This window comes from Lujinxingia litoralis, assembly GCF_003260125.1.
GTDB lineage: Bacteria > Myxococcota_A > Bradymonadia > Bradymonadales > Bradymonadaceae > Lujinxingia > Lujinxingia litoralis.
In genome coordinates this window covers 79,357-102,652 of the sequence record NZ_QHKO01000008.1, presented here as the reverse complement: position 1 = coordinate 102,652, position 23,296 = coordinate 79,357, and the positions used below count along the sequence as shown (strand labels likewise).

The 23,296-nt window shown below is 66.0% G+C and carries 13 protein-coding genes and 1 riboswitch; of the genes, 10 read left to right on the top strand and 3 right to left on the bottom strand.

All coding sequences use genetic code 11. The annotated features are described in order from the left end of the window. Nucleotides 1-122: 122 nt before the first annotated feature. The 5 genes from DL240_RS15520 to DL240_RS15495 all read left to right on the top strand — a co-directional run bounded on the left by DL240_RS15520 (nucleotide 123) and on the right by DL240_RS15495 (nucleotide 10,473). Nucleotides 123-2,105, top strand: coding sequence for an LVIVD repeat-containing protein (locus tag DL240_RS15520; RefSeq protein ID WP_158542622.1), 1,983 nt, complete (start codon nucleotides 123-125; stop codon nucleotides 2,103-2,105). Nucleotides 2,106-2,319: 214 nt separating this feature from the next. Further along, nucleotides 2,320-4,977 (top strand): Ig-like domain-containing protein, encoded by a 2,658-nt coding sequence (locus DL240_RS15515; RefSeq protein ID WP_111730818.1) that lies wholly within the window; start codon nucleotides 2,320-2,322, stop codon nucleotides 4,975-4,977. Nucleotides 4,978-6,431: 1,454 nt separating this feature from the next. Continuing rightward, nucleotides 6,432-7,376: a diacylglycerol/lipid kinase family protein gene (locus tag DL240_RS15505; RefSeq protein WP_111730816.1), complete on the top strand. Its 945-nt coding sequence runs from the start codon at nucleotides 6,432-6,434 to the stop codon at nucleotides 7,374-7,376. 69 nt (nucleotides 7,377-7,445) lie between these two features. Then, on the top strand, nucleotides 7,446-9,575 hold the full coding sequence (glgP, locus tag DL240_RS15500; protein WP_111730815.1) for an alpha-glucan family phosphorylase: 2,130 nt from the start codon (nucleotides 7,446-7,448) through the stop codon (nucleotides 9,573-9,575). A 37-nt stretch (nucleotides 9,576-9,612) separates the two neighbouring features. After that, nucleotides 9,613-10,473 (top strand): hypothetical protein, encoded by an 861-nt coding sequence (locus DL240_RS15495; protein ID WP_146618336.1) that lies wholly within the window; start codon nucleotides 9,613-9,615, stop codon nucleotides 10,471-10,473. 32 nt (nucleotides 10,474-10,505) lie between these two features. Here the strand turns inward: DL240_RS15495 and DL240_RS15490 are convergent, their stop codons facing one another. The 3 genes from DL240_RS15490 to DL240_RS15480 all read right to left on the bottom strand — a co-directional run bounded on the left by DL240_RS15490 (nucleotide 10,506) and on the right by DL240_RS15480 (nucleotide 14,569). Beyond that, nucleotides 10,506-11,135 (bottom strand): cob(I)yrinic acid a,c-diamide adenosyltransferase, encoded by a 630-nt coding sequence (locus DL240_RS15490; protein WP_111730813.1) that lies wholly within the window; start codon nucleotides 11,133-11,135, stop codon nucleotides 10,506-10,508. Nucleotides 11,136-11,225: 90 nt separating this feature from the next. After that, nucleotides 11,226-12,422: a hypothetical protein gene (locus DL240_RS15485; RefSeq protein WP_111730812.1), complete on the bottom strand. Its 1,197-nt coding sequence runs from the start codon at nucleotides 12,420-12,422 to the stop codon at nucleotides 11,226-11,228. A gap of 2 nt (nucleotides 12,423-12,424) precedes the next feature. Then, entirely contained in the window at nucleotides 12,425-14,569 is a 2,145-nt protein-coding gene (locus tag DL240_RS15480) for a TonB-dependent receptor plug domain-containing protein (RefSeq protein ID WP_111730811.1), read from the bottom strand. A gap of 63 nt (nucleotides 14,570-14,632) precedes the next feature. Continuing rightward, nucleotides 14,633-14,810: riboswitch (cobalamin riboswitch) on the bottom strand. A 177-nt stretch (nucleotides 14,811-14,987) separates the two neighbouring features. On the opposite strand from DL240_RS15480, the gene DL240_RS15475 reads away from it, so the two are divergent. The 5 genes from DL240_RS15475 (at nucleotide 14,988) to DL240_RS15455 (ending at nucleotide 23,159) form a co-directional block, all read left to right on the top strand. Beyond that, nucleotides 14,988-15,929, top strand: a complete 942-nt coding sequence (locus DL240_RS15475; protein WP_111730810.1) for a metal ABC transporter substrate-binding protein — start codon at nucleotides 14,988-14,990, stop codon at nucleotides 15,927-15,929. A gap of 47 nt (nucleotides 15,930-15,976) precedes the next feature. Beyond that, a complete protein-coding gene (locus tag DL240_RS15470) occupies nucleotides 15,977-16,765 on the top strand; it encodes a metal ABC transporter ATP-binding protein (RefSeq protein WP_111730809.1) in 789 nt (262 codons plus the stop codon). Between the two features lie 17 nt (nucleotides 16,766-16,782). Next, a complete protein-coding gene (locus DL240_RS15465) occupies nucleotides 16,783-17,640 on the top strand; it encodes a metal ABC transporter permease (RefSeq protein WP_158542621.1) in 858 nt (285 codons plus the stop codon). Nucleotides 17,641-17,860: 220 nt separating this feature from the next. Further along, nucleotides 17,861-20,803, top strand: coding sequence for a proprotein convertase P-domain-containing protein (locus tag DL240_RS15460; RefSeq protein ID WP_111730807.1), 2,943 nt, complete (start codon nucleotides 17,861-17,863; stop codon nucleotides 20,801-20,803). 85 nt (nucleotides 20,804-20,888) lie between these two features. Beyond that, nucleotides 20,889-23,159 (top strand): proprotein convertase P-domain-containing protein, encoded by a 2,271-nt coding sequence (locus DL240_RS15455; RefSeq protein ID WP_158542620.1) that lies wholly within the window; start codon nucleotides 20,889-20,891, stop codon nucleotides 23,157-23,159. Nucleotides 23,160-23,296: the final 137 nt, after the last annotated feature.

The following is a 23,296-nucleotide window of genomic DNA, read 5'->3' as shown; positions in this document are numbered from 1 at the left end:
CCGCCTTTAAGCGGTCGGGCCTTTGTTTTTTAAAAACTTTAGATCCAACGCTGACCACCTCCGTTGAAAGGGGTGTTGCTCATCCCGCGTCTGATTTCGGCGCTTATCCAACGAGGTTGCTCATGACGTTTTCCCCTGCTCTTCATCGACGAGTCCGCGCCCGTGGCGCCGCGCTGGGCCTGGCGGCCAGCGGCGCCATGGCACTTTGCCTGCTCCTGGTCAGCCCGGTGGAAGCCCGTCGGCCGCCTCGCCCGACCCCGCCGCCCACGCCCGTGGCGCCGACCCGGCCGATGCCAATGCCGGTACCGCCCGCGCCCCCGGCCCAGGCGCAATTTATCTGCGAGGTGCCCACCGAGGCGGCGCGCTCGGTGCAGGTGGCTTTTGAGGAGTACTACAGCTGCGTGCAGCCGCTGGCTGCCGAGTGGTTGGGAGCCCATCCGCAGCACGTTCCCCAGCTGGAAGCTCAGTATCAGGCCTGGCTGGTAGCGCGGGGCCATGACCTGCGCGACACGCCCGAGGCCGCCCGCTATGTGCGGCGCAACCCGGTGAGTTTTGAGGACCGTCCGATCGAGCTGAGTGCGGCCCAGGTGGCGGCGCTCGCGCCCAACGTCTCGGCCGAGCCGGCCCGGGTGCGCGGGCAGTTCGAGCGCATCTTTGTCGATCGTCAGAACAAGCGCCTTTTCCTGACCACCGAAGAAGAGGGGCTGGTCTCGTTGAGCATCGCCCAGCGTTATGCCTACGAGGTCGAAGGCAGCTCGGGGCACAGCGGGAGCAAAGACTTCTTTGTGCTCGACGCCAACCACGCGGTGATCGAAGACGCCGGGGAAGTGGGCGGCGCCCGCGACCTGGTGGTGCTCGATATCTCCGACCGGGAGAACCCCCGGGAGGTGCAGCGGCTGGTCGGCGCGCTGCCCCTGGCCAGTGCGACGGTGGCCTACCTGAGTGCGATCCCCGCCACCCCGCCGAACTTTGAGCAGTATCGCCTGATGCGTCAGGGCAAGCTGCGCTTTAGCCAGTGCGGCCAGCCGCCCACGGTGTCTTCCCACCCGGGGGTGGCGTGTCGCCCCGACGGCTCCTGCTACGTGACCAAAGCCAAGGCGCAGCCCGAGATCGGGATCTGCGAACGCCAGGCCATCGGCGGCCAGCCGACCCTCTCGCCACGGACCGGAATGCCGGTGGAGATCGACGCGGAGATCATGGGCTTTGGGCGAGGCGGCGGCGGTGTCATGGATCGAGCCCCGTCGATGGAGGCCGCGGAACCGATGCGGCGTAGCCGCGAGCGAGCAGCGGCGCCGCGGGCGGCAGCCCCGGCGCCCCGTGCCGCGCAAGCCCAGGCGATGGACGATCTGGCCGGCCCCATGCCTCAGGGGGGCGCCGGCGGTGCGGGCTCGCTCAGCCAGATGATGCGCCATGGAAATGCGCTCTACGTGCTCAGCGCCACCCACAACCAGGCCCAGGGCTGGCTCACCACCTTTGACATCGCCAACCCCCGCTCCCCTCGTCTGCGTCATATCATCAAGCTGGATAACGGCCCCGAGGCGCTTCAGCGCCACGACAGCCTGCTGATGGTCGCCGGTCGCGACGCAGTGATGACCGCCTCGGTGGCCAACCCCCTGTCGCCTCGCCTGCTGGGAGAGTTCCGCCAGTTCTGCCCGGTGAACCGCGACCCGGTGGTGGTGCAGGGCACCGTGGCCTACCGCACGATCATCGTCGATCAGCCCCGCAGTCGCTGTAACTCCCGGCTGGAGGTCATTGACTTAAGTCAGCCCCACCGCCCGGTGCTGCGCACCACGGTGAATGTGCATCGGCCGCGCGGGCTGGCGGTGCTGGGTGAGCGCCTCTTCGTGGCCGACGAGTTTCAGGGGGTCCAGGTCTTTGACCTGGCCGACCCGGTGGCGCCTCAGCTCGCGGCCACCTGGCAAATTCACGGGGTGAAAGACCTGGTCGTAAGCGACTTCGACCTCTTTGCGCTCTCGCCAAACGAGGTCCAAACCTTCGACCTGGCCCCCCTCTACCAGCGTGACGCCGACCTCCGGGAGCTCGCCGCGCAGATGCGCGGTTACCTCACGGTGGTGCGAGCCTCTAACATGAAGGTAGGCCGCTAAACACCGGGGGCTGACCTCGCATCCCCCTAAAGAGCCCGGCCGCTTATGCGGCCGGGCTCTTTGTTGTTGCGCCGCCTCCTGAGCCGCTCTGGCCCCGGCCGGCGCCCCGAGCGAACGCAAGATTTGGCAGCACGCCGTGTGCCTGCTAGAGAGGGGCCACGTTGGAGTGGTCATTTGACGGCGTCGCAGACGCCACAGGTGCGGAGCAAGAGGGATGAAGCGGGTCAAGAGCAAGAGCCTAGGGGCAGTCGCGGGACTTCTGGCAGTGATCGCGGTGGGATGTGCAGGCGATGGCACACCACTGCTTCAGGATGAAGACACCGGCGATCCCATCGTCACCGATACCGAGATACCTGACGTCGATGCATCCGACGCCGGCGATCCCGATGTCGATCCCTCCGATGCCGACGATCCCGACGCCGACGCCGACATTGCCATCGGCCCCATTCTGGAGCTGGGCGATGACCTGAGCCTCAGCGCGATGGTCGACGAAGTGGTGACGGCCGAACTTGATGTGGCCAACAGCGGCGATCAGCCCCTGGCACTCCAGGTGAGCACCTCCAATCCGGCCCTGGAGGTCACCCCGGCCCACGCCGAAATCGCCCCGGGACAGGCCAGCGCGCTGGCCGTGACGGCCGAATGCACCCGGGCGGGCTTCTTTACCTACCTGATCTCCGTAAGCAGCAACGATCCTCAGAGCTCTGATGCCCAGGTCCAGGTGGAACTCACCTGTGAGGCCATCCCCCTGGGGCAGCTTTCGTTGAGTGCCCGTGGACTCCCGGCCGGCCAGAGCTTTGCCGCCACTGTCACGGGCCCGGGGGGCTTTGAGCAGGCGGTTACCGGCCCCATCGCCCTGCCGGATCTCGACCCGGGCGACTACCGCGTGAGCTTCGCAGATGTGGCGGTCACCCCGGCCATCTACCGCGCCGACGCCGTGGATGTGAGCGTCAGCGCCGACGCCGGGGCCGTCGCCCAGGCCGACTACATCGCGGCCGAAGGGACTCTGGCACTGAGCTTCGGTCTTCCCGCGGGCAACGCCGCCAGCTTTAAGGTCGTCGACGCCCTGGGCCAAAACGCCGGGGAGTTCTCTACCAACGGCCCTGGAGGCGCCACCGTGGAGTTGGCGCCGGGCAACTACCGCGTGCGTCTGGCCGGCAGCGCGCCGGTCGACACCTGGGGCAACCCCCTGGAGTTTGAGGGGCTGGAGCAGGATGTGCAGGTCGCCAGCGAGCAGACCACGTCGTTTAGCATCCACGCCTACCTCCCCACCCTGGTACGCACTGCGGTCGACGGAGCCCCGGGCTCACTGCGCGCCATCGTCGGGGCGGTTAACGCCGGCAGCACCGTCTCCTTTGCTCCGGGGGTGGGAACACTCACCCTGGGCGCTCCCGCCCTGCTCATCGACCGGGCCCTCACCCTGGAGGGTAGGGGCATCGGCCAGACAGTACTTCGCGGAGACGGCAGCGCGGGACTCTTTGAGATCAACGCCCCCGACGAGGTGTCCTTTCAGGATATGACGCTCAGCCATGGCGCGGCCGATGACGAGGGCGGCGCCATTCGAGCCCAGAGCCCGGTGTCGCTCCTGAGCGTGAGTTTTGAAGACAACAGCGCCGCTCGCGGCGGCGCGCTGGCGCTGGCCGTCTCCCAGGCCACGGCGGTGGCGATCGATGTGCGCTTTTTGCGTAACAGCGCCACCGGACACGGCGGCGCCCTCTATGCCGACGCCTCGCTGGAACTCGAAGACGCGCTCTTCGAAGGCAACAGCGCCGGGAATGACGGGGGCGCGCTCTTTGCCAACAGTGGCGGCTGCCAGGCCTTAACCCTTGAGCGCGCCCTCTTCACCGAGAACCAGGCTGGCGCTCACGGCGGCGGCGTGCGCTCGGCCTGCGCTGCCACCGTGGTCAACACAACCTTTGATGGCAACAGCGCCGCGCAACGCGGTGGCGCCTACTACCAGTTTGACGGGGCGGCCACGCTGAGTTTTGTGACGATCACCCGGAACCGCGCTGCCGAAGGCGCCGGCCTTGCAAGCTACGGCGACAGCGCCACCTCGGTGGACCTGCTCGCCACGATCCTCGCCGGCAACTCGCCCACCGGCAACGACCTCAATGAGCTCTCCATCGCCACCACAGGCGGGCCCAACCCGGTCAGCTCGTCGGGCTACAACTACATCGGGCGCACCTCCACGGGCGCCTTCACCGCCGCGCCCACCGACACCCTGAGCACCGGTGTCGCCCTTCCCTTGCCGGTACTCGGGTTGGCCGACAACGGCGGGTTCAGCCCTACCGCTGCGGTTGCCCCGGCCTTCATCGCCGCGCTGAGCCTGCCGGCCAGCGCCTGCCTCAACGCCGCCGGCCAACCCTTAACGCTGGATCAGCGCGCTCAGACGCGTCCCGACGGCGCCTTCTGCACCGCCGGAGCCTGGGAGGCTCAGGGCGCGGGCGGCTCCGAAGACTTCGAAGCCCACAACCTCATAGGCTCCAGCTACAGCGGCGGCTCCTTCGTCGGGAATCAGGGCGTGACCTGGAGCTACAGCAACGCGCGCAACGAGACGACCTTCCCCATCGAGGGCAAGGGCATCCTCCTGCAGTTCAACGGCTCGCTGGGCGCGACCGGTATTCCGGGCGGCGTCGACACGCTTCTGCTCGACGTGCGCAAAGCCTTTACCAGCGGCACCGCGCGCACCCTGGAGGTCTACATCAATGGCGAGCTCGTCGGTCAGACCCAGCCCTTCGGTGAGGTCTCCGGCGCCGACGCCACGGTGCACACGCTGGAGCTTCGTGATCTGGGCGTCAGCGGCGCCTTTGACCTGGAGCTCCGCAACCCGGGAGGCAGCGCGCAGCTGGTCATCGACAACCTGCGCTGGCGTTAACGCCTCTCACATTTAGCCCCCTGTGAAGCCCCCTTAAGCCCATTCGCGCTTAAGGGGGCTTTTCGCGCTCTGGCCAGGCCTCCGGTCAGACGCCGGCGTTCGGGGCTCGAAACACCTACCCCATAGGGGTGAATTTCATAAATATCAGGCGCTTTTCAGCCCATTCAGGACAAAATTCAGGGCGATTTGAGCCTTCATCATTTGGGAACTCCCCCCCCTTCCTGCTAGGAATGCAGATCTCAGCAATCCACTCATAGACGCGCACGACCGGCGCCGGCACTGCACTGGCCTTCGCCCCCGCGTAGCGCTCTTTGCCCCACTTGAGGAGTTTCCATGTTCATACACCGATCCCTCGCCGCGCTCGCATTGCTGGCGACCCTCGCCAGCGGGTGTGGCGACGATGAACCCAACGCCCGACGAAACCCCGACGCCGGACTTTCAGACACCGATCTGAGCGACGCCGGAGACGCTGACGAGCCCGATGCCGACGCCGACAAGCCCGACGCCGACGAGCCCGATGCCGACGCCGACGCCGACGAGCCCGATGCGGACACTGACATCCCCGACGCCGATCCCCTCCCGGGCGCGCTCCGGGTAACCGTCGAAGGGCTCCCCGATGGCGCCTGGCCGGCGCTGACCCTCAGTGGCGCTCTGGGCGACATCGTCGTGACAGAAGGCGGCCAGGTCGATGCCCTGGAGCCGGGCGACTATGAGCTTATCGCCCCCCCCTTCACCCTCAACCTGACCACCTATGAAGCCGACGCTCAGCAGCTGACCGTGGAGGCCGACCAGACCACCGAGGTCACGATCAGCTACGAGATGGTCCTGGCGAGTCTCAACGTGCTCATCGAAGGGCTCCCCACGGAGCTCATCCCAGTGATCACTCTCACCGGCCAGAACAGCAGCTTCACCTTCACCGGCGCCCACACGCTAAACGATCTGCTCCCCGGCACCTACACGCTGAGCGCTGCCCAGATTGAGGAAGATGGCGTGATCTACCAGGCCCAGCCGCTGAGCATTGAGGTCGGTAGCTCCGCCTCCGAGGTGACCCTGAGCTTCGCCGCCCTTCCCGGCGAGCTGGAGGTGGTCACCGAAGGGCTCCCCGCCGGCCTCAGCCCCCTGATCACCCTCACCGCTCCGAACGGCAGCACCTCCACCTTCACCGGCGCCAGCACGCTGAGCGACCTGGCCCCGGGCACCTACAGCGCCACCGGCGCCCAGGTGAGCTCGGGCCCCGCCACCTACCGCACCACCCAGAGCAGCGTANAGCGACGCCCGGGGGTTCACCATCACCCCCATCGCGAAGTGGGTGCGCGCTCACCGACGTTGCCACCGGGGGGGCCTCCGGCTATCGTACCCGGCGTTTTCGCCTCAAGTTTGACCGAGCGCGTGTGCACCGGCCGACTGGCGAGCCCACCCTCTGTTGTTACGTCCCCTGCCTTATCAGGACGCGTATGCCTGGCATCGGAATCATCACCAATCCCCACAGCCGTCGAAACCGCCGCCACCCCGAGCGCATGCGACGGCTGGGCTACATGCTCGGTCAACACGACACCTACGAGCTGACCAATCGCATCGAAGATGTTGAGGAGGTCGCCCGTAAGTTCAAAGATAACGGCATCGAGATCCTGGCCCTCAACGGCGGCGACGGCACCAACCACGTCACGCTGACCACCTTCATCAAGGTCTATGGCGAGGAACCCCTGCCCAAGGTCGCCCTCTTGCGCGGGGGCACCATGAACACCGTCTCCAACGGGGTGGGCATCACCGGCACCCCGCCGCGCCTGTTGGCCAACCTGGTCGAGAAGTACTACACGGGCCAGCCCTTTGAGACGACGCGTCGCGACATCCTGAAGGTCGAAGACGAGAGCGGAGAGCGCTACGGCTTTATCTTTGGCAACGGCATCGTCTCCAACTTCCTGGAGGCCTACTACGCCACGGGCAACCCCAGCCCGACCACCGCCGGGGTGCTGGTGGCCCGGGCGCTGGCCGAGATGCCGGTCGGTGGCAAGCTCCCCGAGCAGCTCTTTCGCCCCTTTACCGCCAGCATCGAGTTTGAAGACACCCTGTGGGAGGAGCGCGACTACGCCTCGGTGCTGGCCTCCACCGTCGACCAGATCGGGCTGGGGTTTCGCCCCTTTATCCGCTGCCAGGAGCGCGATCATAGCTTCCACCTGCTGGGCGTGACCGGGGGGCCGGTGGACATTGCGCTGGCGCTGCCAAGAATTCGACTTGGCCTGCCCGTCGACGAGCGTAAGATCCGCAGCGAGGTCAGCTCCCGGGCGCTCTTCCGCTCCTCGGAGCCCATCCACTACACCATCGACGGGGATATGCATGTGGCGCAGTCCGGGGAGGTCACCCTGGCCACCGGCCCCTCGGTGGAGCTGATCATCAAATAGCGCAGCACCCACTAAAATCTTCGCGCGATCGCGCAGTCCAGGCCGCGCCTCATCTGGAGCCATGAACTCATGAGCGACCCCTTTGAGCTGGTCAACGATCTGCGCGCCCTCAGTGCCAACCTCTGGTGGAGCTGGCATCCCGAAATCGGGGAGATCTTCCAGGCGCTCGACGCCGAGCGCTGGCAAGCCCTGCGCCAGAACCCGATCGCCTTCTTAGACAGCTTTGAGCCCGCCGAGCTCGAGCAACGCGCTCACCAGGGGGCGCTGGCCACCCGCATTGAGCAGGCCCTGCGCCGTCAGCACGAGGGCACTCGCCAGCGCGGCCCCCGGGCCAACCCCGAAGCCGGCCCGCTGCACCCGCGGCCGGTGGCCTACTTCTGCGCGGAGTTCGGGCTCCACGAATCCCTGCCGATCTACTCGGGCGGGCTGGGGGTGCTGGCCGGCGACCACCTCAAAGCCGCCAGCGATTGTCACGTGCCCATCGTCGGCGTGGGGCTCTTCTATGCCGAGGGCTACTTTGAACAGGGACTCGATGCCCGCGGCCGCCAGGTTGAGCACTACGGGCGCCATCGCCTCGACCAGCTGCCGATTCGCCAGCTCTGCGATGCCGACGGCGCCCCCCTGGTGGTGGAGGTCGAGGTGGCCGGGCGTCCGATCTGCCTGCATCTGCGCGAGGCGATGGTCGGGCGCAGCCGCCTGATTTTGCTCGACTGCGATATCGAGCTCAATCCCCCCGAAGATCGCCGGCTGACCACGCAGCTCTACGGCGGAGACCAGCGCACCCGCATCCGCCAGGAGGTCCTGCTGGGCGTGGGTGGCGTGCGGGCGCTGGCGCAGCTGGGCATCCGCCCGGGCGTCTTTCACCTCAACGAAGGCCACAGCGCCTTTGCCACCCTGGAGCTCTGCGCTCGCCAGATGCAGGAAGAAGGCATCGACTTTGAGGAGGCTCGCCAGCGCGTGGCCCGCCAGACAGTTTTTACGACGCATACGCCGGTGCCGGCCGGTCATGACCGCTTTGCCCCGGAGATGATCGACGAAGCCCTGGGCAGCCTGCGCGAGCGCCTGGGGCTGGATCTGCGCGCGTTTCACGGCCTGGGGCGCATCCACCTCGACGATCCCGACGAGCCCTTCTGCATGACCGTGCTGGCGATGAAGATGAGTGATTTCACCAACGGCGTCAGCCACCTCCACGGCCGGGTCAGCCGCCAGATGTGGGCCGGCCTCTACCAACAACACTCCCCCCCCGCGGCGCCCATTGGCCATATCACCAACGGCGTGCATGTGGCCTCGGTGCTGGCGCCGCGGATGCGCGACCTCTTCGATCGCCACCTGGGCCCGGGCTGGACCGCCCGCATGGACCGCCCCGAAACCTGGGAGGGCATCGCCGGCATCGACGAGGGCGAACTCTGGGAGACGCACCAGATCCTCAAGGCCCGACTGCTCGACTTTGTCGCTCGCCGCGTCGCCACCCAGGAGGCCCCCCGCGGTCAGGAAGCGGGCCAGATCCTCCCGGGAAGCGGCCTGGGCCAGGAGGTGCTCACCCTGGGCTTTGCCCGGCGCTTTGCCACCTACAAACGCGCCGACCTGATCTTAAGCGATCTCGCGCGCTTTAAGCGCCTGATCCACGACAGCCAGCACCCCATCCAGATCCTCTACGCCGGCAAAGCCCACCCGGCCGACGAGCAGGGCAAGGCGCTGATCCAGAAGATCGTGGAGCTGACCACCGACCCCGACCTCGGAGGCCGGGTGGTCTTTCTGGCCAACTACGACATGGACATCGCCCGCCACCTGATCCAGGGCGTCGACGTCTGGCTCAACAACCCTCGCCGTCCCCAGGAGGCCTGTGGCACCAGCGGGCAGAAGGCCGTGTTCAACGGGGTGCTCAACTGCTCGGTCCTCGACGGCTGGTGGGCCGAGGGCTACGACGGCCAAAACGGCTTTGCCATCGGCCAGGGCGCCGAGCTCCCAGACCCCGCGCGCCAGGACGAGCTCGACGCCAGAGAGCTCTACCGGGTGCTCCAGGAGTCGATCCTCCCCCTCTACCACCAGGTCGACGCCCACGGGTTGCGCCGCGCGTGGATCTCCCGGATGAAATGGGCGATGCTCAGCCTGGGCTGGCGCTACAACGCGCAGCGCATGATGCTCGACTACCTTCGCCGGGCCTACCTCCCGGCGGTAGGCGCCACCACCTCCGGCTAAGCCCCGGGCTCCTTCTCTCTTCGTTGCGAGATCCGCTGTGTCCGACCTCCCCCTGCGCCCGGTCCTCTCTTGCGCCGGGGGAGTGTGTGCCTGCCTGGTGATGCTGCTGGCCGCCAGCGCGCCGGCCCAGGCTCAGCCCCCCACCAAGAGCCCGCCGCCGTCCACCGGGCGGCTGGTCAGCCCCTCTCACCAACGCTTCGGGCTGCGCGTGGGCCTGCTCGGCCAGCTCCTCTTTGACGCCGAGCCCGACGAACTCTTCCGCTACGCCGACCTGGGCCTGCGCTACAAAGCCAACGACACCTACATCGACGCCCGCATCCCCGGCCTGACCGTGGGCCCGGACCTCCTCCTGATGCTCACCCGGGAGGGCGTCACCGGCGCCTACCAGGAGCCCTTTCTGGAGACGCTCAACGCGGAGAACGAAGACGTCCTGCAGGCCTGGGAGTTGGCCCACCTGCGCGTGGGCTATCGCTTTGAACTCCACCCGCCCACGCGCGACCCCCTGGCACCGGCGCGCATCGACGCCGCAGTGGGGCTCTACGGCGCGGCGGAGTTGCTCCTCTTTGAGGCGCGCCAGGACGTCGATCAGGATCTGCTGCGCGATCTGGGCTACGACGACTCCCTGCTCATCGTCGCCGGCGCCTTTCTCTCGGCGGGGCGCTCCTATGAACGCACGCAATTCGACGTGACCCTGGCCCTGGGCTCGGCGGTGCGCGGCGAAGAGGAGAACCCCGATCGCCGGGTGCTCACCGCGGCCCTGGATCTCGATCTGCTGATCGACATCGGCTACGGCGCCGGCGTCTACCTGCGCCCCCGGCTGCACGCCTACCTCACCGACCTCGACCCGGCGCTCACCTTAAGCGGCGCGTTCACCACCGGGATCAACATCACCTTCTGAGGCGCGCCCGGAGCCCGCGCGCCCCCCGAAATTCAGACGTTCGGATCCCAGAGCACCTCGTCGCTACCGGCGGCAATTGACGCCCAGCGACTCCACACAAAAAACGCATCGCTGAGGCGGTTGAGGTACGCGATGGCCTGCGGATCGACCTCCTCGGACTCGCCAAGCCCCACGGCCAGACGCTCGGCCCGGCGGCAGACCGTGCGCGCCAGGTGCAGCTCCACATTGAGCCGCGTGCCCCCGGGCAACACAAAGGAGCGCAGCGGCGGGCAATCCTGGTTGTACTGGTCGATCAGCGCCTCGAGCTCCGCGACATCGTCGGCGTCGACCCGCGGCATCATCGGCCCCACGTCTTCGGGGAGCGTCGCCAGCACGCTGCCCAGGTTAAAGAGCTGATGCTGTACCTTAAAAAGCTGTCCGGAAAGCCCCTCAAACCCGGGCTGACCGGCGTACACCTCGGCGATCGTCTGACGCGCCGCCCCCACCACCGCGTTGAGCTCATCGACGGTGCCGTAGGTCTCAATGCGCGCGGCGCTCTTCATGACCTTCTGACCGCCGACCAGGCGCGTGGTGCCGGCGTCCCCCTTGCGGGTGTAGACGCGGTTGATGGCGATGTTGGGGTCCTGAAACTTTTTGTCGTGGTTCTGATTCGCGTCGCTCATGTCGACCTCAGGTTGGGGAGCGGCCGGGCCCGGGAGGGCGCCGACGCTGCACGTGCTTATCATAGCTACGAAGTTGCCTCACATCGCCCCTTACCAGCGCACCCTCACGCGCCCCAGGGCGTTGGCGTTGGTGAGCAGGTAATAGGCGTCGATGCCTTCGGCGTCCTCGACGATGGCCACCGACTGCGGACCTTCCACCAGATCGTCGACGCGGCCAAGGGGAAGCGGCCCGGCCGCCAGCCGATCACAGCGGGTATCCCAGATGTAGAGCGCGTCTTGATTAAACGCGGTCAACCACAGCCGCCCGGCGCTGTCGACCGCCAGGCTGTGGGTGGCGTCACCCTCGGCCGCGTACACCTCCAGGGGATCTTGAGCATCACGCACCCAGGCACGCACGGCCAGATCAAACACAAAGAGCACCGGGGCGGTGGCGCTGCTCAGGTAGAGGGTGTCGGTGCCCGGCACCCGCACCGGCCTGCCGGGCGCTCCTACCACGCCGCCCTCGCGCTGCCCCAGGTCATAGGACTCCAGCCGGGGCGCGCCCGGATCGGCGCCCGGAAACGCCAGCTCCAGTCCGGCCCGACCGCGCACTTCCACCCCCGACGCGCCGAACACCACCTCGCCAGCGGAGCTGATCACCAGCACCTCCTGGCCCGCGACCTGCTCCACCTTCAGCGAGTGCGGGTTCTTAAAGCTCGTCTCCCACTGCCCGACCACCTCCAGCGTGGTCCGGTCGATCACCGAGATGCTCCCCGGCCCAAAGCCCTGAGCCAGGCTCAGGTAATGGACGTTGCCCACATAGGCGTAGCGCTCCCCCAGCGCCACGGCCGAGGGGTTCTTCAACGAGGCGTCCTCGATCTCTTGGAGCACCTCGCCAGACTGCGCATCGATCACACTCACGCTATGCGTGGCGTAATTGGCCACCCAGATCCGGGCCGCACCTGAAGGCGCCGCCCCCGGCTCCAATGCCATGGCGTAGGGGTTGCGCTCGGCGCCCAGGGCCACCGCCTGCGACACGTAGCGCTGCTGCTCACGATCAAAGCGGCTCAGCGTGTTGGCGCCACTCTCCACCACCCACACCGAGCGCGCATCGGCCACCAGGTCGTTGCTCACCGACCCGGTCGTGCTCAGACGCGCCTCCACGTAGAGGGGGTAGGCCTCGGCCGGCTCCTGGCAGACCTCCCGCAACTGACCCGCCGGCGCCTGCTCTTCGGGGGGCTCCCCGCACGCCATCACCAGCGCCAGCGCCAGACAGCGCCCGGCGGCCTTCATCACTCCCATGGTCATCCTCATGCTCCTCCCCCTCCCTCATCACCACGGCTTCCGCTGCGGAGCTCCACCGATACAAAGAACGCACGCCCGGGCAGCGGGCGCTGCAAAAAGTCCTGTGCGCGACGCTCATTCAACAGATTCTGCACCTCCACCCCCAGGCGAACCTCCCGCCCGAGCTGCGCCCGCGCGCCCAGATCCAGATGCAGCGCCCCGGGGCTGTGCAGGCTGCCGAAGTTATCCAGCGCCACGCGACTTCGGTAACGCGCGGTAGCCTGCACCCGGGCCTCCTCCAGCCACGCCCCGGCCCCGAAGAGGCCTCCCACGGTAAACGACGCGCGCAGGTGCGCGCGGTGGCGCGGCTGGTGGGGCAGCTGCGCCGGCGAGCCGGCACCCTGGTCGACTTTGAGGTAGGCCCGGGTGAGCGTGTAGCTGCCCTCCAGGCGCAGGCCCGCCACCGGCGCCCAGCTCAGCGTGGACTCCAGACCGTGGGCCCGCGCGCCGCTTAAGTTCTGGGCCTGGTAGACATAGGCCGACACCGGCAGAAACAAGATCATCTCGTCGATCTCGTTTCGAAAATACGTCGCGCCCAGCTCCAGGGCCTGCGGGCCCGTGGCGGTGCCCGGACTCAGGCGCAGGCGCAGGCCGGCATCCATCGCCCAGGCCCGCTCCGGCTCCAGATCGGGATTGCCCCGCACCGCCTCGGTCGTGAGAAAACGCTCATCGAAATCGGCCGCGCGGAAGGTGCGGGCCAGGTTGGCCCGCACCTCCAGACGCCGATGCACCCTCCCGATAACCCCCAGCGCGGGCGTCAACGGCGCGTACACCCGGGGCTCAAACGCGGCCTCCGTCGACACCTCGCGCAAAAGCTCCATCCGCAACGCCCCGACCAGGCTGAGCCGCTCGTCGGCCAGCAACCACTCATCGGAGAGCGCCAACGCCGCGCTCAGGCGCTCGGCGCCCAGCGACGCCGCGCCCTCGGCGGCCCGGTAGCGTTCCGCCCCCGCCGCGGCCGAAAGCCCGGCTATATGCCGACCGGCAAAAAGACGGCCCTCCAGGCTGGCCGCCAGCGTCTGATGGCGAGAGCTCGATGCCACGGGCTCCAGGCTCATATGCCCGCGGGGGTTCTCGTAGGCCCAGCGGCGATCCTGCAAACCCACATCGGCATGCACCTGCCAGCCCACCGCATGGCCCCCCTGCGTCTCCCAGCGCAGATTCGCCAGCCGACGATCATCCTCGACCCGCGCCTGCTCAAAGGCCCGCTGAAACTCCGAAGGTCCGGGGCTCCCGCCCTCGCCATCTTCGACCATCGCGGTCAGATGAAGCGCGCCCTCCCCCACCTTCAGGCGCGCGCTGCCCCCGCCGCTGAAACGTTGATGATCATTGTTCAAACGCCCCTGTTCAACGCCCTGATGATCCACAAAACCAAAGTCGCCCCGGGCCCGACGCACCCCGGCATGCAGCCGGAGCCCTCCCCGGGCATTAGCCGCGCTCACCGCCGCCTGGGCCCCCGCGCTCCCGAAGCTCCCCGCGCTCAACCGAAGCTCACCGGCCACCCCCGAGGCCGGCGCCCGCGGGTTCAGCTGCACCGAGCCGGTGAGCGCCCCGGCCCCGTGCACCACCGCCGCGCCCCCGCGAAAGACATCGGCCGAGGCCAGCCCCGCCACCCCGAACTGACCCACGTCAAACCCCAGCCCCGCCGGCGTACTCAGACGCAGCCCCCCCAGATACACCACCAGCTGACGGGGGCTGCCGCCGCGAATCGCCACGTAGGCCGGCTGCCCGGGACTCGACGAACGCGAGAGCTGCACCCCCTCCACCTGCTCCAGAACCTCCCCCAGAGACGGCGGCTGCGCACAACAGGACTCGGTCTGCACCCGGGTCACAAACCCCGAAGGGTGACGCGCATCATCGCGCGCCGAACGCTCCCGACTCACCGTACGCGCGCGCAGGGTGCTCGCCAGACCATCCTCCGAAGCGGCTGAATTTACAGCACTTTCCGACACCCCTTCAGGCGCATCTTCGGAATCATCAACCGAAACAGGCTCCCTCACAGCCTGCGCACGCACATCCGGCGCAAACGCACAGAGGCCCGCACCCAGTGCCAGAGCACCTAGCGCAGACTCCACCCACCCGGGCTTTTTCCACCGTGATACCGTCCACATGCAGCGCTCTTTGTCGCGAAGAGGTCAGCTGGTTGCCGGGCAAGCTCCCGGCGACTTCGGCTCAGGTATCCTGACTCGCAGCTCGCAACGATCCAGGGCTCCTGCCCTCCTCGTCCTCGTCACCGACCGCCTTCCCATCCCCCGCACACCCGACAAAAGCGCGCAAAAGGAACAGTGGCATCTGGCCGTCGACTCGCTGCACACAGTGGCGCGACCGTCCCGGATTTACACCGGGTTCCCTGAAGCAAGGCGCGCAAACGCACCTCGGGCGGACTATCGCAGTCGGCTGCCGCAGAAGTCAATCGACCCGACCCGCCACTTGTTGCAATACATTTGCATTCATAAAGGTTCAGCGTTAGGGTCCCGCCGCCGGCGTCCTCCGGCCTCTTAAAGCAGCGCCCTCACCCCTGGAGCAACCATGACCTTGTCCTCTCTCTCTCCTCGCCAGTCGCTGGCCTGGCCCCTGGCCCTGCTGACGGCTCTGATCACGCTGCTGGCCGCCGGTCCGGCCACCGCCGAGCTCCGGGTGGTGGCCACTACCGCCGATCTGGGCGCCATCGCCTCGGAGATCGTCGGTGACCAGGGCAAGGTCGACATCCTCGCCAGGCCCGGAGACGACCCCCACTTTATCGATCCTCGCCCCAGCTTCGTCCCCCTGCTCAACCGCGCCGATGTGCTGGTGCTGGTGGGCATGGATCTGGAAGTGGGCTGGCTCCCCACGCTGATCACCGGCGCTCGTAACCCGAAGATTCACCCGGGCCAATCCGGCCACTTTGACGCCTCTCACCACATCGTGGCCGCCGACCTGCCCCGGGGCCCGGTCGACCGCACGATGGGCGATGTGCACCCGGGCGGAAACCCCCACTACACCACCGACCCTCGCCAGGGCGCCCGCGTCGCGCTGGCGCTGGGCCGCCACCTGGCCGAACTCGACCCGCCCCACGCCGACGCCTACCTGGAACGCTCCCGCCACCTGGCCCGCGAAGCCATCCGCCTGGCCCAGCGCTTTGAGATGCGCTTTGGCCAGCTCCCCCAGGCCCGGCGTCAGGTCGTGACCTACCACAAATCCTGGAGCTATGTGGCCGGCTGGCTGGGCCTGAGCGATGTGATGCAGATCGAACCCAAGCCCGGCGTCCCGCCCAACCCGCGTCACGTCGCTCTTTTGGTCGACACCATCCAAAAACGTCAGATCCCGGCGATCATCCAGCTCGACTACTACCCCACGACCACCGCCGCACTGCTCAGCGAACGCACCGGTGCCACCCTGCTCCAACTCCCCGCCCAGACCCGGCCCGGCCAGAGCTACGTGGCGCACCTCGAAGAACTCGCCACTCGCCTCTATGAGACCCTCTCCCCCTGAGAGAACGCCCGGGCGTCACCGCCCGCCAACCTCGCTGCGGAACCCCCATGAGCGCTGATTCCAGGCTTCGCCCCAACTTTGAGCAGCCCTCCCCGGCCGATCACGCGCCGATCCCCCCCTGTTTGCCCCGGGATCACCCCTCGCGCCAACCCACGCTCTTAAAAGTCCAGAACCTGGCGTGCGGCTACCACGGTCGCACGCTGCTGGGGCCCCTGGACTTCCATCTTCATCAGGGCACCTTCATGCTCATCGAAGGGCCCAACGGTGTGGGCAAATCCACCCTGCTCAAAACCCTCATCGGACTGCTCCCCCCGGTGGCCGGCCGCATCGACTGGAGCCTGCCCGCCGATGCCCTGCGCTTTGTGCCCCAGACCCGCACCCTCGATCCCATGCTCCCGGCCACCGTTTTTGATGTCATGGCCACCGGCCTACACCGCGGCCGCGGCCTCAAAGCCCTGCGCATCCGTCCTCGCCATCAGGAGATCGACCCGGCGCTGGAGATGGTCGGCGTCGGCCACCTCTGCCATCACCTCTTCCGCGAGCTCTCCGAGGGTCAGAAGCAGCTGATTTTGCTGGCCCGCGCCCTCCTGGGCCAGCCGCGCCTCCTCCTCCTGGATGAACCCTCGGCCTCCATGGATCCCGAGCGCGAGGCTGCCACCATCGAGCTTCTGCAAAAGATCCAGCAGCAACTCGACATGACGGTCATGATGATCGCTCACGGATCCGAGCTTGCCCGCAGCGCCTCCAACCGCATCATGCGCGTCGATCGCACAGGTCAGATCCAGATTGAGGAATGCCTCAAAGACTGCCTCGACGATCCCCACCACACCCACTGACGTTCGCCGGATCTGGTATGCTCGAATTTTTGGCCCTTTATGGCGATCTCTACCGCGATCCCATCCTCACCGCGCTGGCCGCCGGACTCGGGTTAGGCCTGCTGGGGGTGTACGTGGTCAGCCGCCGCATCGTCTTTGTGAGCGCCGCCCTCAGCCAGACCTCGGCCCTGGGCGTGACCCTGGCCTTCTACCTGAGCGCGCAGCTCGGGCTGGTCGGCCTGCTGGCCGAACTCCTGGCCCCGACGCTGGCGATCCTCCTCTCCACGCTGGTGGTCTTCGGGTTGGTCTGGCTTGGCGAGCGCCCCACCCTGGGGCGTGACGCGCTGCTCGGCGTGGCCTTTATCGTGCCCACCGCCCTGGTGTTGCTCATCGGCCCCTTCATCGCCCGCGAACTCCATGAGGTCGAAGCCGTCCTCCACGGCTCCGCGGTGCTGGTACGCTCCAGCGACCTCTACGCCATCGCCGGGGCCACCCTGCTGGTGGTCGCTACCCAGGTCTTCGCCTTCCGAGCCTTTGTCTTTGCCAGCCTCGACCCCCTGGTCGCTCGCACCCAGGGCGTGCCGGTGCGCCTGCTCGACGCCCTGCTCTTCGGGGCCATCGCCCTCCTAACGGGCCTCTCCACCCGCGCGCTGGGCGCGCTGCCCACCTTTGGCCTCACCGTGCTCCCGGCCATCGGCGCGCTCGGACTCAACATCGGCCTCAAATGGGTCTTCATCGTTGCGGCCACCACCGGCGCGGCCGCCGGCGTGCTCGGGTACCTGGTAGCGCTGGCCACCGACGCCTCGGTCGGCGCCAGCCAGACCCTCGTCGCCGCCCTGCTGGCACTCACTCTGCGCGCGCTGGGCTGGTTGCTCAACCGCCGCCAACGCCTCTGAACCTCGCCGGCAAACGCGCTCCAGAGCTTAAGATCTAGAATTTGGTTGCATCAACGGGGGGTTGCTGACTATCGTCTCCCCTAACGGTCCCCATAGGTCCTGGCTCTGCCGTGCCCAAAAGGCATCAGACCCCATGGTCAATGATCCCTCTGTGATCGGCCGTAGAAGCAATCGATGAAACCCCACGATCGGACGTGTCAGATAGTCGGAGATGAAGCGGATGAAGCGACTCACCCCCTGGAACCTTCCCCTCAGCGGGATCTTAGCGCTCGCCATGGTCGCCTGTGGCGGCGGCGAAACTGAGACTCCCGATCCCCTGGAGTGCGGCCCCGGCACAGAGCTCAGTGGCGGACAGTGCGTCCTTACTGACTCGACCTGCGGCGAAGGCCTCACCCGCAACGACCAAGATCAGTGCGTCCCTACCGACGAACTCTGCGGCGAAAACACCACCTACGACACCGCCTCCGGCACCTGCCTGGGCCCCGATGAGATCGCCTGCGGTGAGGGCACCGTCGAAATCGATGGTCGCTGCCTGGTCGACAATCCGCTGACCTGTGGCGAAGGCACCGTGCTGGCCAACGGCAGCTGCGAGCTGACCGAAGACATCTGCGGCGAAGGCACCCAGCTTGAAGGCACCGGCTGCGCGCTGATGGGCGACGTGGTCTGCCAGGGACGCACGCAATTCGATGTCGCTCAGGGCATCTGCGTGGACCTGGGCAACGTCGAATGCGGCGACGACGTCTTCGAAGTCGAGAACCGCTGCGTCTCGGTCGACACCGTGGCCGACAACCTGGCCTCCAGCGCCGACGTGGTCTACGAGGAAGGCGGCGAAAACGCCTTCACCCTTCCCGAAGCCGAAGCCAGCCTGGTCTTCGCCGGCGTCATGGAATCCGATGACGCCGGGGAACACGCCTTCACCCTGACCGCGGAGGCCGGCGACTGGTTCGAACTGACCGTCTTCTCCCGCGGACTTCCCTCGCCGATGGCCATCGTAACCGACGGTGACTACGACCGCGCCACCAGCTCCGCTCAGACCCGCGTGGCCCAGCGCACCTTCGCGCTGCCCACCGATGGCGACTACACCGTCACCATCGCAAACGCGCTCAACCAGCTCAACGGAACTGCCAACAGCGGTGACGGCACCTGGGCCTATGTCGCGCAGATCAACCGCGTAACACCCCCGGAAGCCAAGCCCTGGCCCGGCCTCGAAGAAGTCGTCAGCGGTGACTTGAGCGATCTCACCGAGAACCTCTACCTGGTTGAATTCCCCGCCGATTACAACCTGGCGATGACCATCGACGCCCTGGGCGCCGACGCACAGGCCGTGGTCGACGAGTGGGCCACCCTCACCGAACACACCGACACCACTGCGCTGGAGCAAGGCGACATCTTCGTACCCGAGCGCCCCGCGTCCGACGCCCCGGTCTACCTGCTCTTCGACCAAGAGCGCCAGACCGGGCCGGCCACCCACTTCGTGGTGAGTTCGGCACGCGCCGTCAACATCCCCGTGGACGAAACCTACGAGTTCGAAGTCGTCGCTCAGCCCGGCCAGATGCTCGAGATCAGCTACACCACCACCAGCCCAAGCGGCTTCTCCAATACTTTCGAGATCTCGAAGAACGGCGAAGAGCTCGCGCGCTACACCAACATCGACCCCCTTAACAATTCCACTTCGTGGAGTACCCGCGCCAAACAAATCTACTTCTTCGCGGCCGAAGGGGGCACCTATACCATCGCCATGACCAACGAGAACTGGTCGTCGACCTTCTACAACGTCGTCCCGGTGATCACGAACATCGATCCTACCCCCATCCCCGTCGTTGGCGATGAGAGCTTCACCTTCAGCCATGAAGAAGCTGTAGAAGCAGGCACCTTCGAATTCTACCGCCTGGATATCAGCACCCCGGCCAGCTTCGAGGGCTTCCTGCGCACCGGCGAGCTTGTCTACGACGAAGACGCCGAAGAATGGATCGAAGATGAAAACAACCCCGGCGCTGGCGACCCGGACGTCTACCTGATCGGCTCAGACAACTTCCTCAAAGGGGAGTTCGAAGAAACGGGCACCTTCGAAGCGCTTGAGTTCACTCTTCTCACCCCGGGCTCCTACATCATGGCCATCTCGGTCTACGAAGCGCTGACCCAGGGATATGTCCTGGAACTCAACGCCACCGAACGCCAGGCCCTGGTTCCCGAAGAGATCATCTCGGAAACCTTCACTCTGGATACCTACGACATCATCCGCGGCAGCGCAGAATTCGCCGACGGCGAGAGCGCGACCCTGCGTATCTACAACCCCGACGATGTGGTCATCTACGAAACCGAAGCCAGCGGCAATTTCGAGTTCCTCCGACTCGCCCCCGGCCCGGGCGACTACCGCGTGGAGCTGAGCAACGACAGCGAAGCGTCCATTCTCCGTCCAACCTATGAGTTCGAAGGCATCACCGACGCCGCGTTCTACGAGGTCTCCCTGGGCAGCCTCGACCTCAGCACCACCGGAGCTGTCTACAGCACGGGCGATCGCGACTACTACCTCCTCCGGGCGAGTCAGTCGGTGCTTTCCGACATGACCTTCGCCGTGCCTTCGGGCTCCGGCGAATCCCTGAGCGTCAAGATCTTCTCCAAAAACACCGGCAACACCCTTCGTGAGCAGGTGGGCAACTTGATCGCCTTCGAGGATGTCTACCTGAGCAACGACCTCTTCATCGTCGAAGTCAAAGCCAGCAGCGCACTCGCCGACGGCTATACCTTCAACCTGGACTTCAATGAGGTCGTCGGTGTGCCGGAAGTCAGCGTGTCGGAGAGTCCAAACTCCACCATCGTCGATAACGATGAAACGGGCGTAACCCGGACTCTGACTGCCAACGCTTGTTTAACCATTGAGAGTGTAAGTGTGGACATCGATATCACCCATGGTTACCGAGGTGACGTTGTCGTTACGTTGACATCTCCCGCAGGCACAACGGTGTATTTGCACAACCGCACAGGCTCTTATAACGACGATATCGTCGGAAGCTATCCCGACACCCTCACCCCTGCGGGCTCTCTGGACGATTTCATTGGAGAGTCTGGCCAGGGAGATTGGCAGCTCTACGTCGCCGATGTCTCGAGTGGAATTAACGGAACGCTCAACAGCTGGGGCATCAACCTCACCTGCGGAATCTGATCTGAACCGGCATCGCGCCTATACCCGGGCGCGGTGCACGATCATCAACATACGAAAGCCCCAATCATCACGGGAGATTCGATACATGCGTACCCTGACAAAACTTTCTGCTCTGGCGCTTCTGGCCGCCAGCGCGATGGCCTGCGGTGGCGACGGCGGAACCAACGTCGAGCAGCGCGAATGCGGGCCGGGCACCGTCCTGGTCGATGGCCAGTGTGAAGTCGACGAATCCAACTGCGGCGAAGGCGCCGTTCTCAACGCAGATGGCCAGTGCGAAGCCACCGACGCGATCTGTGGCGATAACACCGTCTACGACACCGCCCTCGGGCGCTGCGTGCCCACCCAGGGCATCCAATGTGCCGAAGGCACCATCGAAGTGGACGGTCAGTGCCTGCCCGAAAACACCATTGAGTGTGACGAAGGTACGGTAGTCGCCAATAATCAGTGTGTCCCCGCCGAAGACATCTGCGGCGAAGGTACCGAAGCCGACGGCCAGGACCGCTGCCGCCCCGCCGAAGAAGCCTGTGGCGAAGGTACCACCTTTGACGTGGCCACTCGCACCTGCGTGCCTACCTCGCAGCTGAGCTGCGGCGCCGGCACCATCACCATCGACGGCGTCTGCCGCTTGCGCTCCGCAGTCGTTGATGAGCTGGCCGCCCAGGGCACCCTCGACCTCGACGCCGAAGCCGGTGCTCCGCTGGAGCTTGTCGCTGGCGAACAGGTGATCTTCACCGGCAACATCGACGCCCCCGAAGTGGTCGATGGCGAGTACGTCCAAGACCTCGACAACCTCAGCATCACCGGCACTGCCGGCCAGTGGATTCGCGTGGCGATTCACGCCAATGGCATGCCGGAGCCCGGCTTTGTCTTCATGGAAGAAGTCGAAGCTCCGGCCGATTCCGAAGTCGAAGAACCCGTGCTTCCCTTCAGTCGCACCAGCGACGCTGGCGCAGGTCTCGACTTCAGCCGTGAAATCGTGATCCCGGCCGACGGAACCTACGCCCTCAACGTAGGCCCCATCGCCCAGCTCCTGGAGCTTGCTGGCCCGGCTGGCGGCGAAGATTGGGGCTACGTTGGCACCATTGAGCTCATTGACGCCCCGGCGCCCACCGCGATTGAGCTCGCCGCCGACGGCATCAACGGTGATGTTCGCCATCTGACCGAAAACTTCTACGCGGTCAGCAACGCACAGCTCGATGACCCGTACATCACGTTCACCAACTTTGAGGCCGACGCGCAGGCTGAAGTTCAGATCTGGAGCGACGCTCAGACCCTGGTCGAAGCCCTTCCCGTCACGGGGACCAGCCTCTCGTTCAACGCCCCGTCCGAAGAGTTCTTCATTCTGGTAGATCGGGTGACAAGCTCGGGCCCGGCCACCCGGTACTCGGCGACCTTTGAACAAGGACAAGAGCTCGAAGCCGAAACAAGCTTCTCCCAGGAAGTCAGCCTGAGTGCGGGGCAGTATGTACGCGTCACCCAGTGGAACGACGCCGGTGAATCGCTTCCGGCCTCGATCTCAGCCGGTGAAGAGGCTCTGGCTAGCACTTCGTCACTGGCTCTGCGCACCGCCAACAGCGGCACTCGTGGGCTTTACTATCTGGCAAACGAAAGCATTACCGCTACCGTTGACATCGAAAACGACACCACAGAAACGATCGTCAGCGTCTTCAATGTCTCCGTCATTGATGCGCTCGCTATTGGTGATGTGGAGGAAGATTTTGACGTTGACCGCGAGCTTGTACTTACCCCCGGTCAACGCGACTACGCCAAGGTCAACTACCTCAGCGAAGGGTATCGTCTCATCTCGACTGACGCCGACGTCGAACTGACCCTTTTCGGGGCCGATGGGAGTGAAGTCTTGTCCGGAAGCGGCACGCTTGCCGGGCAGTTGCCAGCGGGCGAGTACGTACTCCTGCTCGAAGCTAATAGCGAGCTTGCGAGCTACTCCCTTACTGGAGACTTTTTCAATACAACCGTAGTCAGCGAAACGAGTACGCCCAACCTGTCGATTCCAGATCGCATTACAGAGTTCGTCTCCAGCACGATCGCAATCGACAGTTGCTTGACGGTCTTGGATGTTTCCATTGACGTAGAAATCACTCACACGTACCGCGGTGATTTGTACGTCAACCTGATCGCCCCCTCTGGAGAGGAGTACGCTCTCCACGATCGTACTGGTTCAGGCACAGACAACATCTATGGAAACTACCCCGGAGACTTTAATCCGGCCGATAGCCTTACCCCTCTCGTAGGCAGCTCAGGCAATGGGAACTGGAAACTCGCCGTTGCGGATGGTGGCTCCGGTGATACCGGTACGTTGGATAGCTGGACCCTGAACCTCGTCTGCGCGCAATAGTCACAAAACACGCGTAGTTCTGAGTAGTTCTGAACACAAAAAAGCCGCCCTTCGGGGCGGCTTTTTTGCGTTCAGCACTCATCTCATTTTCCATCTAACTCACAGCCCCACCTGGTTGCCCTTCGGTCTTCGGGATT